Raw genomic sequence first — 14373 nt, forward strand, 5'->3', positions numbered from 1 at the left:
TCGGGCGAAAGTTGTAGATAAAATAAGTCTTCTATTTACACAGGTAAAGAAAGAACAGAAACAGAAGAATTAGGCAGAGTTACGTGTTCTACAAGCGCAAATCAAACCTCACTTTTTATTTAATACGCTTGAATCTATCAATGTTCTAGCGATGCAGAATGAGGGAGCGAAGGACAGCGTATCTATGTTGCTACGAGAACACACCATACTTTATGGAAGCTTTAGCTAGCATTCTGGTAGGACAGAGCACGGCAGAGGGGACTCTTCCCATTAGTTTGAACGAGGGACTTCATGCATTGTAGTGTAAATATAATAGGATGTATTTTTACAATATAAGCGAGAAGGTGGACACTTTGTATAAGTTGTCTACCTTCTCGCTTATTGCGTTAATGATAGCGTGTATCCTATGCCTATTGGCATATATAGTTACAACTTAGACACTATTGCCATTCCTTACCCAATTATAATTAGTCTAGTAAATTACTTTGGAGGTAAATAAATGAAAAATTTAAGAAATACATATAGCGTCGTGTTAGTAGGCTCACTTGTCATCTCGCAGTTGTCCGGATACACGGTATCTGCTGCGTCTACTGCATCTGGAGTCTCCGTCTATCCAAGTCCCGCGATTTCGGCTGTGACAGCTAGTGCAACAAGTAAATTAGGTTCGATTAAATTAGGCTCCAATTTCCAAGCTACACTCGAGGATGTCAATATATGGCCACAAGCTGGGGGCAATATTCTGACCTATACGCTTAACTATACTAATGGTAGCAATAGTAATGAGAATCTGCTCCATTACTTCTCAAGAGTTATTACACCCACTGGCTCCGTGATTCCGGGCAATCCGATTACCGGCGATGTGCTTAAGAAGAAGGTCATTTCCAAAGGGAATCTACGTGTGACGTACTATGTCAATATTGGCACGACGAATTCACTCAAAGGCTTGAAAATCCCCATGTATGTCTGGGATGCCAAAGTCAAAGGTTACTTGAGACAGGTGGGTAGCTTTAAACTGCCGACTAATTATTCCCCAACGGTTGCCATCGGTAAAAGTCTGAATACGACAATGAATGATCTACCTGTTACATCGTATACGGAGTCGTTACAAATCTATGAATATAGCGGAAAAGTATATGCTAAGGTTGGCGTTAGTCTGACCAATAAAGGGGATAAAATACTGGAAGACCCCGGGTATATGGTCTATTTGGTGTCTGCAGGAGGGACTTCGTTTGAAATGGTTCTAGATAGCGCTCAAGCGAGCTACAAGATTCAGCCCCAAGAGAAAAAGATAGTCTATTATATAACAGAGATCCCTGCCTATCTAAATACGAATAATATGAAGCTACAATTTGTTCAAAAGGATGAGACATTGAAGCTTGCTCTTCCCAAGTCCTCTTATAACCTGCCAGCGGCAACAAATCCTGATTTGATCGTTGAGAAAGATGTTGTCAAAAAAATCATGATTAACAACAATATGATCGAAACGCAATTGAACAATGCGACCGTATATGAAGAAAATAAAAAGGGCATGTGGTCTTTCCAACTGCGTTTAAGAAATACCGGCAACAAGGCAGTGAAAATGCCTTCCTATGATCTTGCTGTCAAATCACCAATAGGCAAAGCCTTTCCTGTCAATGCTAAAGATTTAAACGGATTGGTCATCAATCCATTGGAAGAAAAGATCATCCAGTTCGAGGTACAGGTACCACTTGAAGTGCAGCAGGATACGCTGCAATTGCAAATGGTTGAGGCAGTTAGTACTGTAGATTCACAAAGTTCCACAGCAGAGAATAAGGCAGTTATAGTTAAACCAGTGTTACCTATTGCTTATTATAATATTCCTTATAACCTTCGTACCAATACCCTCACAGGATACGAGTACCACGCCACGAATTCATATGGCTCTTTCGTATATAATCTGCTGTCTCTCCAACGTTTCCCTTGGATGGAAGACGATATTGTTGTAGCTAAATTACGCATTATTAACACTCAGTCAGTAACACTTTCCCTGCCTGAAATGAAGGGTGCATTAAAGATTGATTATGATGATTTGAAGGCTTCGACAGAGATATTTATGGATAAGCAATCTGTTGTACTAGCACCAGGTAAATCCGTGGATGTTAATGTCCTTGCCAAAATCCCTTACACAACGGATTTCAATCATATGCAAGTCAGTCTCTATTCTGTAGCAGATGAGCAGACTGTTCCGTTTCTTACACTCAGTACGAATAGCACTATGGATGCTATAAACACCATTGATCATGGAGGGATCTTTAGAATTACTGATCAAGGGAAGAACGCAACCATTCAGGAGAAAATGACCGTCGTTCATCACGGTGTCAGCTCCAACATCGTATCTACGGAATTGCTCATAAGTAATGAGGAAAGAAGACAAAGCAAGATGGTACGTCTCCACGCATATTACAAAACGACAAATGGTGAGTTTTACGAAGCTACTTCCAATCAACCAGAAGCTGCACTTAGTCCTGGAGGTAAACAATTAATTACGTTCTCGTCGAAGCTTCCTAAATCGGTGAACACTTCTGATCTCTCGCTTTATATGGGTTCTGGCATTACAGGTAATAAGTTAAGTGAACCGGGTCAAGAAGCAACTGGTTTTATCAATATAGCTTCTCTAGCACTGAATTCATATACACCATCGACCAATTTGGCACAGGTTACTCTATATCCATACACCTTATCTATTCATAGTTCCAACGGTAGGCTCCAAGAAGGTAGTGACAGTATAAAGATTGACGTGAACTATAATCTGTTCAGAGATGGTAGCTATGATACGGGAACTTCCAACCACAAACTTATGCTCAAAATGACGGATCCTTATGGCCAGTCACAGGAAAAAGCTTTAGCACTTGGCACAGATTTAACAGAAGGACATAATAATACGATTTCTTTGTCCTTCAGTAATGATCGATATAAGTCTCTGAACGGTGGTACTTACAGATTAACGTTATATGATGAAATTCAAGGTGAGCGGATCGAACTAGCAAGCCAAGAATACTCGTTAACTTATGAGGAACTCCCTGAAATGGAGAAATAGTATTTTATTAACAAGTATAAAAAGAAGGAGCAATAGTTATTATGTTGCGAGTCGAAAATATTACTCACTCATTTAAGAACGGTAATGAATGGACGCCGGTGCTTCATAACATCAACTTTGAAGTGAAGCAGGGAGAGATGGTGGCACTGCTAGGTAGCTCCGGATCTGGTAAATCCACATTACTGAATCTAATGGCCGGCTTGATGAAACCGACAGAAGGCGAAATTCATATTGCCGATCATAATATCGTTAAGATGAATGAGAACAAGCTTTCTATATTCCGAAGAAAGCATATAGGTTTTATCTTTCAAGCCTATGAGTTAATCACTAGTTTGACTGTCCGAGAGAATGTGGAATTGCCACTGGTGTTCCAATCTGTTTCTCCGTCCATACGCAAGCAGAAATCTCTTGCGTTACTAGAGAAGGTAGGTATTCCAGACAAAGCTGATCTGTTTCCTTCGCAGTTATCGGGTGGACAGCAACAGCGTGTTAGTATCGCACGGTCCTTGATTACGGAGCCGTCCGTCATTTTCGCTGATGAACCAACCGGTAATCTTGATTCGAAGACAGAAGAAGAAATTATTAGCATATTACTTCAACTGAATAAGACAATGGACACTACTTTTATTGTTGTCACGCATGAAACGGATGTAGCAGAACAAATGCAGCGGATTTTTACGCTTCGTGACGGTTATTTGGTACCAGAAAAGGGTGATTCTGCTGAAATGGTAACCCAAGGGGTGACAAACATTGAGAATTAGTGATATTTCACGCTTGGCTTGGGATCAGGTCAGACGCCGGAAAGTTGTCACAGGTCTTTGTATGGCTGGTATATCCATTGGCTGTGCAGCAATCATTGTTGCCTTAAGCCTTGGGGAATCCGCACAGAGTTATTCAGAAAAAACATTGAATCAATATTTAAAAATGGATGAAATCACAGTGATGCCTAATAGCGGAATCCCTTCTCAAGGTGGAGGTAACGGTAACGGTAGCGGCGGATCTGAGGAAATTACTAGTCTAGATCCTGGGAGATTAACCCGTCAGAAGTTGGAAATCATCCAAGGACTGAATCACGTAATCGCTGCTGCACCTTTTCAAGAATTAGGAAATATCCAGATGTACACAATGGATAACAGAATGGCCGATGTTCAGGTTATAGCAACGGATCTTCGCCTGCTAGCGAAATTTGATAAAACCTTTATGCAAGGAGGAGGTTCTGATTTGCCTAGCACGGCAGTTCTCAGCTATGGTGCCACATTGGGCTTAATCGATACGGAGACCCGACAAAAAATATTCGATGGAATGAATAACGATCCATTTAATATCCAGCTAAGGGAGCAGTACGACAGCTTAAGTATTCTTCCATCTGAGATGTATCAGCAGCAAATTCAACTACAAGCACAGGACTATTCCTCGATGAATGGGCAGACCTATAGCAGCAGTCCTCTACGTGTTAGCGGAATTCTTAACAAAGTTGCAGGAATAGACGATATGATGGCCGCCTACGACAAGGTTATCTATGTGTCACTAGAAAGCGCTGAGCGGCTAGTCGAAGAGTTGAATCTCCACAATGGTGCCGCTGGACAAGCAGGAGTCTATAACTCTGTTATTGTAAAGGTAGATAGCACAGATAACATCTTGCAGTTGGAGCAACTTATACAGAAGCTAACGTTAAGTACGAGTACGAATTTATATCAACAAGAGATGTTGGCACAAGAGTTCGATATGGTCAAAAAAGCAGCCTTGGGTGTAGGGGTATTTATTCTAATCATAGCTTCGATTTCCATTATCGTTGCGATGACCATGTCTACACATCAGCGACGACGTCAGATCGGTATTATGAAGGTACTGGGAGCCAACATGGGGCAAATCCGCAATATGTTTATTACTGAGGCTGCTTTGCTCGGATTAATGGGTGGTATTTTGGGTGTACTGATATCCTACTTGATTATATTTGCCATTAATCAACTCCTTGGCACACAAACAGGCACAGAACCAAGTGCAGGCGATATTGTATTTATTCCGATTATGACACTCCCGGTGGGCATAGCTTTTGCCTTAATGACAGGGGTGTTATCGGGAATTTATCCTGCAATTAGTGCATCCAGAACCGATGCGCTGACGGCAATTAAACGAGATTAGCAATTTCAAGTTGAGAGGAAGCCGAATTAATGAAGAGGATCATAAAGTGGATCATAATAGTATTGATCGTTTTAGGAATTGGGGTTACTGTATTTTTCACCATGAATAAATCGAATGAGCAAATGGAACTGATGGATATTCCGCAAGCTATCCCTTTTGAAGTGACTCAAGAAACGATAACCAATTCTGTGCAGGTAAAAGGGAAGTCAAAGTACGAGCACGAAACACTCGTATATGCCCCCTTCGCTTCCAAGGTAACGGAATGGAAAGTTGAAAATGGAGGTCAGGTAAAGAAAGGTGATGTGCTGTATATATTGGATCAATCAACACTAAAGAATGAAATTGCCTTACAAGAAGCAACGAACCGCAAGGCGAAGTTGGAAGCGGAACTGAATGAATTCGTAAGCCAACAGAATGATGAAGAAACAGCTCTTGGAGCGACAGAGGCGGAACGCTTAAAAGCACTTGCCGCCCAAGAGACAGGACGGTTAAATGATGAGTTGAATAAACTGAACGCGGATATCCAGAAGCAAGAGCTTGCAGAGAAGAAGGAAAAGCTAAAAACAGCGGTCTATAAAGCCCCGGCAACCGGAATTTTTCTATATGACAGTACGAGTGAGCGTCCACAATCTGTTACAGACAACCAATATATTGGTAAAATTGTAGATCTGAATAAGCTTGAATTCATTGCACTTGTGGGGGAACAGGATATTTTTCGAATTAAAGAAGGTATGAAGGTTGTCGTAAAAATGACCGCGTTGAAAGAATTAGAACTGTCTGGAGAGGTGACTAAGGTATCTAAATTTGCTGTGACCGCTGCAGGCGAGAATAATACAAATGCAGTGCCCCAATTTGAAGTAGTTATCACCCTTCAACCTAACGAGCATCTTATTGGTGGACTTAGTCTGAATGGTGAGATTGAGACCGTCCGCAAGGAGAAGGCCACCGTTGTATCTAATATTGCAATTATACGTGAGGGTGACATAGCTTACGTTATGCTGGATATGGGCAATGGTCAATATGAGCGTAGAGATATTGAGATTGGACTAGAAACAGCAGACAAGACAGAGATACTCTCGGGGCTAAATGTTGGGGATACGATTGTGTTGCAATAAGTAATCAAACCTACCAAACAAGAAGAATCTGCATTTATTGCGGGTTCTTCTTTGCTCAATAAGTACACGTGACATTTTATGATACAATCACTGTTCAACATTAGTTTCCTCATAGTAGATAAGATAGGTGAAAGATTCCATTTTACTGCGCTTTTAAACATAGATATGGATTAAAAAGATTAAAGTTGGTTATGGGCTAAGTTCATCAATTAATAACAAATTTCACTTCTGAGATGCCAATGATCTATGCCCAAATGATTCAAAAAAGTGGATAAATTAAAATACATAAGTTGATCTTGTTGAAGATCAGCTTTTTTTGTTATCTAGGAGTAAGAGGGAATGGGTATATGTTCTTGTCCTTTGCTCGAGACAAGAACTTGTACCGTTAGCCGCGGAGTCAAGTCCAGGACGTTTACAAATTTCGAATGACAACAATAATATCTCATTCAACACCGCTTATTAGCGTTCAAAGTAGGTTAGAATCAATTGTACTCCATAACACGGCATCTGTCGGAAGACAATAATATCTAATGCTAATCGACATAAGCCAAGAATATGTTACGGTGGACTATGATGATTATGCTAACAGACAGGATAGTTAAAGAAGCAGTATTGTAACAAAGGTAATTTTTACAATAATGTAGAATATCAATAATTAAGATATCATCTATTAGTGGGTGTAATTATGGATAATACTTGTTCTAAATGTAAGACAGCTACGGTTAAAGCTAATCTAGATAGTTTTCCCATTAGAATTCACTTTGATCGATAGGATATCCGAAACGTACAAGTGGTATAAGGTAAAGACATCTTCATTTAAGTAGAGGAATTTAGAGAGGTTGGGAGAAGAGCCATGAACCATTATCAATTTGAACAACCCATCCGAGAACAACATCAAGTGAAATACACAACAACAAAATGGGTAAATAGAATCGGTATACCAATCATCATAGTTGGTGCTATTCTAATAGGCCTACTGCAAATTAAATCTCCAGAGCCTGCGGATTTGAATGCACAGCCAGATTCGTTCTCGTCGGCACGTGCGATGGAGAAGCTCCAAATGATCGCAAAGGAACCGCATCCTATTGAAACACCTGAGCATGATAAAGTGCGTGATTATCTCATATCAGAGCTTGAAGGACTTGGCTTAAGTCCTGAAGTTCAAAAGACCTTTGTAACAAATGAATGGAGAGGGCATAAATTCTCCGGAAATATCGAAAATATTATTACGAGAATTCCAGGGACCGATAACAGTAAAGCGGTCATGATTGCAGGTCATTATGATTCTGTACCTACTAGCCCGGGAGCGGCAGATGATGGTGCGGCGATTGCTGCTATGTTGGAGACGGTGCGTACTTTACAAGTGTCTGGGCCGCTAAAGAATGATGTCATTTTGCTCATGTCAGATGGTGAGGAAGCAGGATTACTGGGAGCAAAAGCGTTTACGGATGAACATCCATGGGCTAAAGACGTTGGACTCGTACTTAATTTTGAAGCGCGCGGGAACAAAGGTGAGTCGTTTATGTTTGAGACGAGTGAGCAGAATGGCTGGATAGTAAAGGAGTTTTTGAAGGCAGCCCCACAACCGCTTGCTTATTCACTGCTCTATAATATCTATAAACTAATGCCTAATGATACAGACCTGACGATTTTCCGTGAGGGAGGATTAGCGGGACTAAACTTTGCCTTTGGATCGGGGTTAGACGCTTATCACCAGCCAATCGATACACCGGAAAATCTGGATCAAGCCAGCCTGCAGCACCATGGGGAATATATGCTTAGCTTGACTCAACACTTTGGCAATTTAGATCTGACTCAAGTGGAACAAGAAGATCGGGTGTATTTTAACGTAATCGGTTGGAATGTGATTAGTTATCCGGAGTCTTTGGCGACATGGTTCATGATCTTAGGTGTATTATTATTTGCCATAACCGTGTGGCACGGAATACGTAGAGGTCATATTCATCTTAAAGGGATGACAGGTGGATTCCTAATTACATTGCTGAATTTAGGGATTATATACGGTGTTGTTACACTTTTATGGAACGGATTAAAGGCAATAGTATCCGAAGATGAATATATTTCGTTACTGCTAGATCCTCAAATTAGTTTGTACTATCTTCTGGGATTATTGATCTTGACGGTCACTACTTCTTTCCTCCTCATACGTTTTCTTTCACGCTATATTCGTACAAAGAATCTTTGGATGGGCTCATTATTTCTATGGCTTATACTCTGTATTGTGACAACGTTGTATCTGACTGGCGGTAGCTATTTATTCACATGGCCTCTTATATTCAGCTTGATCGGCATGAACGTGTCCTTCCTGAATCGTGAGGGTTCGTTGACATGGATTTCGGCAGTATTTGCGACGGTTGGTTTCATTTTATTAACACCAATGATTCGGCTCGTGAATGATATGATGACGCTAGATTTAGCAGGAATACTAATGACAGTTTCAGGGTTAGCGTTCACTTTAATATATCCTGTGTTTTGTAGAAGGAACTGAGTGTTGATTTGATGCAGTGAAGCAGCAAAATAAGCAGAGCAGCGAGTCTCCACAGGGGAGAAGCGCTGCTCTGCTTATTTTGATTGCTATTATTCCCCAAAATTACCCGAAAAAGTGATGCCTGCCTTGTCGAAAATTTGCTTCAACTGTTGCTCCTTCCCGTCGTCCCAGGGGTTTGCCGGACTATGGCTGAAGGTAGGGACGGAGAGGCCGGCCAAGCGGACCGCTTCCTTGATGGTGGGGATGAACGGCTCATCGAGCGCATAGAGCGGCGGAATCTGAATCAGCTTCTGGTGGTACTCAAGCACCTCCGGCAGGTCATTGTTCTGATAGCTCTTATATAAGCCCAACATAAGCTGCGGGGCAAAATTGGCACTGGCTGCAATGGCACCGGCACCGCCTGCCGCGAGGGTGGGCAGCAAGTATTCGTCGAAGCCGCAGAACACCGCGAACGCCGGGTTGACTTCCTTGACAGTCAGAATCATCTGGCGGATATGACTAAGCTGGTCTACCGTTTCCTTGATGCCGACCACATGGGCGTATCGTACCGCAAGGCGTCTGACCAAGGATGGGCTTAAATCTTGTCCGGTAAGCGCCGGGAAGTTATAGAGCATAAGGGGCAGCGTTGATGCTTCGGCGATAGCGGCATAATGCGCGAACAGGCTTTCATCGCTTAGCTTGCAGTAGTAAGGATTGATAACGACAACACCGGTTGCACCGCTGCGGGCAGCATGCTGGGTAAGACGAATGGCCTCTGCAGTTGTGTTACTGCCTGTTCCAATCCAGACCGGAAGACGTCCATCCGTGTAGCGAATACAGAACTCCGCAATCTCTTCCCGCTCTTCTGCATTGAACTGGTTGAATTCCCCAGCGGTTCCCAGGAAGAACAGGCCGTGAACGCCTTTGTCAATCAAGTTGTTGATTAGAAGTTCCATCCCGTCACGATCAAATTTATGCTTCTCATTCAAAATAGTAGGGACAGGGGGGATAATGCCGGCATTTGTATGAATAAATTTATTTTTCATTTGTTTTTACCTCCTAGTTTGATATTATAAACTTGTGATTATTATATTGAACCTTGTGAGGATTATCAATTGTTGTTTTTAAGAGAGGGGATTGAAGGGGTGGACCGTAAATATTGGGTTCCCGCGTTAGAACGAGCCGATATGATTCTGACGGCGATTGCCAGGAAGCCGGGGGAATATAAAATGACCGATCTGTGCGAGGCCACAGCGATCAACAAAAGCTCAATGTTTTCCTTGTTACGGACGATGGAGGCTTTGAACTGGGTGAGTAAGGATGAGAAGGAAGCCTATGCCCTCGGAGCGGGAATGGCTTATCTCAATTCGGTGTTTATTGAATCGCATAAACAGAATTACAATTTGGTTGAGCAATTTTTGCAGGCTTCAATAGAGAGTGTCAAAAGCATCGGGGAGACCTTCCAGTTGTCCGTTCTGGACAGGAATGAAATCATATATCTAGCTAAACAGGAAGGGCCATCGCTGGTGAAGCTGGAGTCAAGTCCAGGCATGCGTTTTCCGGCCCATGCGACAGCGATGGGTAAGATGTTGCTTGCACTGCTTCCGCTTGAAGAACTGGAGAAGCAGTATCCAGACAAGATTTTATCTCCTGTAACATCTCATACCGTGACAGACTGGAAGGAATTCATGGTGAAAATGGCTGAAATCCGCTCCAATGGGTATGCGGTAGATGACGAAGAGATTATTCAGGGAATTTGCTGTGTAGCTGCTCCGATTACCGATTCTTCCGGAAGAGCCGTTGCTGCAGTGAGCACCTCTATGATGCGGCATGCTTACTTGGATAAACAGGATGCAGCGCTTCAGGAAGTCAAGCGGTTGGGGAAAAGCCTGTCTCTTGCTTAACATTTCGGTGCTTGCTCTACATTACAAGGTAGAAAGAAGGGCTTACAATGGAACTTAGCTTGCCAGAAATTATGAGGGAGAACTCAGGACAGTCCATACCTGTCGATACCGTTGCCGAAGGACCATCCGGCAGCCTCCCGATTACAGGTGATATGCTGCGGAATGCGCCGAGCGGTGAAATCTTCGGCATGACCCAGAATACGGGGATGGGCTGGAATCCGCTACTTTTAAATGGGTCGCAATATCTCATCTTGGGTACGATGGGGGGTATCCGGCGAGAGGACGGCAGTCCGATTGCCCTTGGATACCATACGGGCCATTGGGAAATCGGCTTGATGATGGAAGAGGTTGCTCACGAGATCACCGCACATCAAGGGATTCCGTTTGCTGGCTATGTCAGCGATCCCTGTGACGGCCGCTCCCAGGGGACAACGGGAATGTTCGATTCCCTGCCCTACCGGAACGATGCTGCTATGGTGCTACGTCGCTTAATCCGCTCTCTGCCTACACGCAAAGGAGTGATTGGTGTAGCCACCTGCGATAAAGGGCTACCCGCCATGATGCTTGCCTTGGCTGGCATGCGTGATCTTCCGGGGATTATTGTGCCGGGAGGTGTATCTCTGCCGCCTATTCACGGGGAAGATGCCGGTAAAGTGCAAAGCATCGGGGCGAGATTCAGTAATGGGGAACTGTCCTTGGAAGACGCAGCAGACCTCGGGTGCCGCGCCTGCGCAACTCCCGGCGGTGGATGTCAATTTCTAGGTACCGCCGCAACAGCACAAGTGGTCGCCGAAGCGCTAGGCATGTCGGTTCCCCATTCCGCTCTGGCCCCTTCAGGACAACCTGTATGGAAGAACATGGGGCGCCAATCTGCCCGCGCACTACTGCAAATGGAGCGTAGCGGAATGGTTATGAAGGATATTCTGACAGACCGAGCAATACGCAATGCCATGGTGGTTCATGCTGCATTCGGAGGATCTACAAATCTATTGCTTCATTTGCCCGCCATTGCACATGCGGCAGGACTAAGCATTCCGACCGTCGAAGACTGGAACGACGTCAACCGGAAGGTACCTCGTCTGGTCAGCGTGTTGCCGAACGGGCCGGTTCCGCACCCGACGATCCGCGTGTTTCTTGCGGGAGGCGTCCCCGAAGTCATGCTGCATTTGCGCCGACTGGGACTAATTGATGATTCCGTTCTTACGGTAACAGGGAGGACCCTTGGAGAAAACCTCGATTGGTGGGAAACCTCGGAAAGACGTCAGGACATGCGAAACCGATTGATTGAGGCTGATGGCATCGATCCGGATACCGTCATTATGAGTCCCCAAGAGGCGAAGAAACAGGGAATGGCCTCTACAATGACCTTTCCAACCGGAAATCTGGCTCCGCAGGGCTCGGTCATCAAGTCGGCAGCGATTGATCCCTCTGTTCTGGACAGTGAAGGCGTCTATCGGCATACAGGAAGAGTTAAAGTATTTACTGCGGAAAAAGATGCGATCCGAAGCATTAAGCTTGGACATATCCAGGCGGGAGATATCCTTGCCGTCATCGGTCGTGGACCCAGCGGTACCGGAATGGAAGAAACGTATCAGTTAACATCCGCGTTGAAGCATCTTCCCTTCGGCAAGTACGTTACTCTGATTACGGATGCCCGCTTCTCTGGGGTCTCTACAGGAGCATGCATTGGGCATATCGGTCCGGAAGCACTAGCTGGAGGCCCTCTTGGTAGACTCAGAGACGGTGACTGGATAGAGATTATTGTCGATACAGTTAAGCTTGAAGGAAGTGTGAATCTAGTTGGTGACGGGGAGCAATCGGGTAGTACGCAAGACGGAGCTGAACTTCTGGCTGTCCGCAGTGAGCATCCGTTCTTGGCCGTTGATCCGGGATTGCCGGACGATACTAGACTATGGGCTGCGCTACAGTCCGTAAGTGGCGGAACCTGGCAGGGCTGTGTCTATGATACCGATAAAATTATTGCCGCCTTAGATGCGGGCCGGCAAGCATTGGGGTGGAAATAATGAATAGAAATATAATTCAAAATCCGATTCTCCGCGGCTTTCATCCGGACCCATCGATCTGCAGAGTGGGAGAAGATTATTACATTGCCACATCTACATTCGAATGGTTTCCTGGCGTCCTCATTCACCATTCCCGCGATCTAGTTCATTGGCGTCCACTTACGCATGCGCTTACAAGACAATCACAATTGGATATGGAAGGGGATCTGGACTCCGGCGGTGTGTGGGCCCCGTGCCTCAGCTATGACAATGGAACCTTCTACCTCATCTATACCGATGTCAAAAGCAGACAGGGGGCATTCAAAGATACACCGAATTATCTGGTCACCGCTCCGAGTATCGAGGGTCCTTGGTCTGAACCGCTCTATCTGAACAGTAGCGGCTTTGACCCTTCTCTGTTCCACGATACCGACGGACGCAAATGGCTGATCAATATGTTATGGGATCACCGAACGTACAAGAACAGCTTCGCTGGGATAGTGCTACAGGAATATTCTACAGAGCTGGGGCAACTGATGGGTCCAGTGCTTCCTATCTATAGAGGGACAGAACTAAGGCTGACGGAAGGCCCTCATTTATACCATAAAGACGGCTGGTATTACCTCATTACAGCAGAAGGAGGCACTCAGTATGATCATGCAGTGACGGTAGCTCGGTCGAGGAATATTGAGGGTCCTTATGAAACTGATCCAAGCAATCCGGTCCTGACCTCTGCCGGCGATAGAGGGTTAGAACTGCAAAAGGCGGGGCATGCCTGTCTTGTTCAGACCCATACGGATGAGTGGTACATGGTCCATTTGTGCGGTCGACCGGTAAAGGATAAGTATTGCAACTTGGGCAGAGAAACTGCGATTCAGCGTTGTCGATTCACAAAGGATGAATGGCTGGCACTTGAGGATGGAGGCAACCGACCCTCCATTACCGTACAAGGTCCGAATATTCCGAGCCAACCCTTTGAGCTACCTGCTGAGAGAGATGATTTTAACTCGTCGGAGCTAGATATTCGCTGGAGTACCCTACGTGTTCCAGCCGATGACGCCTGGCTATCGCTTAAAGAACGGCGAGGTTTCTTACGTTTAAGAGGGAGAGAATCGATGAGTTCCATGCACCGCCAAAGTCTGGTTGCGTTGCGCCAGCAGGATTTTTACTGCAGCGCCGAAACTGAAATTGTATTCGAGCCGGAGCATTTTCAGCAGATGGCGGGGCTTATTGTTTACTATGATACGAAGGATTATGTCTATTTGCGAATCAGTCATGATGAGGAATTGGGGAAATGCTTGGGCATTGTTCGTTCCAAGGATGGTGTTTATGAGGATACTTTGTGTGCTGAGGTTCCCTTACGGCCCGGCGCGAGTTGCAAGTTGAAAGTGGTAATGGAGCGTGAGTTCATCCAGTTTTATTATAATGCTTCAGATTCTGGGTGGGAGAAGATTGGCTCAAGTCTGGATATCTCTCATTTATCTGATGATTTTCCGAGTTATATCAGATTTACGGGAACCTTTATCGGCATGTGCGTCCAGGACCTCGCTGGGACATTCAATGCCGCAGATTTTGATTATTTTGAGTACAAACAATAATAGGTTAATTTTTATTAGGTAGAGGTTATTTCGTAAAACACTGTTACGCTAACGAAAGTCGGTTG

9 protein-coding genes and 1 pseudogene are annotated in these 14373 nt (G+C 44.5%); 9 read left to right on the plus strand and 1 reads right to left on the minus strand.

Annotated elements, in window-relative coordinates:
* Positions 1-10 precede the first annotated feature (10 nt).
* The 6 genes and pseudogenes from LPB68_RS22150 to LPB68_RS01010 all read left to right on the plus strand — a co-directional run.
* Positions 11-211: pseudogene (locus tag LPB68_RS22150) on the plus strand (sensor histidine kinase); the annotation flags it as partial.
* Positions 212-499: 288 nt separating this feature from the next.
* Positions 500-3058 (plus strand): hypothetical protein, encoded by a 2559-nt coding sequence (locus LPB68_RS00990; protein WP_068654917.1) that lies wholly within the window; start codon positions 500-502, stop codon positions 3056-3058.
* A 41-nt stretch (positions 3059-3099) separates the two neighbouring features.
* A complete protein-coding gene (locus LPB68_RS00995) occupies positions 3100-3819 on the plus strand; it encodes an ABC transporter ATP-binding protein (RefSeq protein ID WP_068654915.1) in 720 nt (239 codons plus the stop codon).
* On the plus strand, positions 3809-5200 hold the full coding sequence (locus LPB68_RS01000) for an ABC transporter permease (RefSeq protein WP_068654913.1): 1392 nt from the start codon (positions 3809-3811) through the stop codon (positions 5198-5200). Before LPB68_RS00995 ends, LPB68_RS01000 begins: the two co-directional genes overlap by 11 nt.
* A gap of 29 nt (positions 5201-5229) precedes the next feature.
* Entirely contained in the window at positions 5230-6315 is a 1086-nt protein-coding gene (locus LPB68_RS01005; protein WP_068654911.1) for an efflux RND transporter periplasmic adaptor subunit, read from the plus strand.
* 853 nt (positions 6316-7168) lie between these two features.
* A complete protein-coding gene (locus LPB68_RS01010; protein ID WP_068654909.1) occupies positions 7169-8824 on the plus strand; it encodes a M20/M25/M40 family metallo-hydrolase in 1656 nt (551 codons plus the stop codon).
* 89 nt (positions 8825-8913) lie between these two features.
* Here the strand turns inward: LPB68_RS01010 and LPB68_RS01015 are convergent, their stop codons facing one another.
* Positions 8914-9849, minus strand: coding sequence for a dihydrodipicolinate synthase family protein (locus LPB68_RS01015; RefSeq protein ID WP_068654907.1), 936 nt, complete (start codon positions 9847-9849; stop codon positions 8914-8916).
* Between the two features lie 99 nt (positions 9850-9948).
* On the opposite strand from LPB68_RS01015, the gene LPB68_RS01020 reads away from it, so the two are divergent.
* Genes LPB68_RS01020 through LPB68_RS01030 form a run of 3 tightly spaced genes read left to right on the plus strand, consistent with a single transcriptional unit; the run spans position 9949 to position 14308 of the window.
* A complete protein-coding gene (locus LPB68_RS01020) occupies positions 9949-10707 on the plus strand; it encodes an IclR family transcriptional regulator (protein WP_068654905.1) in 759 nt (252 codons plus the stop codon).
* A gap of 47 nt (positions 10708-10754) precedes the next feature.
* Positions 10755-12731 carry a YjhG/YagF family D-xylonate dehydratase gene (locus LPB68_RS01025; RefSeq protein WP_082865560.1) on the plus strand — a complete coding sequence of 659 codons (1977 nt, stop codon included), beginning with the start codon at positions 10755-10757 and terminating at the stop codon, positions 12729-12731.
* The gene (locus LPB68_RS01030) at positions 12731-14308 is read left to right on the plus strand and encodes a glycoside hydrolase family 43 protein (RefSeq protein ID WP_068654903.1); all 1578 of its coding nucleotides are present in this window, start codon (positions 12731-12733) and stop codon (positions 14306-14308) included. The genes LPB68_RS01025 and LPB68_RS01030 overlap by 1 nt, the downstream gene beginning before the upstream one ends.
* Positions 14309-14373: the final 65 nt, after the last annotated feature.

The organism is Paenibacillus crassostreae (genome assembly GCF_001857945.1).
Lineage (GTDB): Bacteria > Bacillota > Bacilli > Paenibacillales > Paenibacillaceae > Paenibacillus_AQ > Paenibacillus_AQ crassostreae.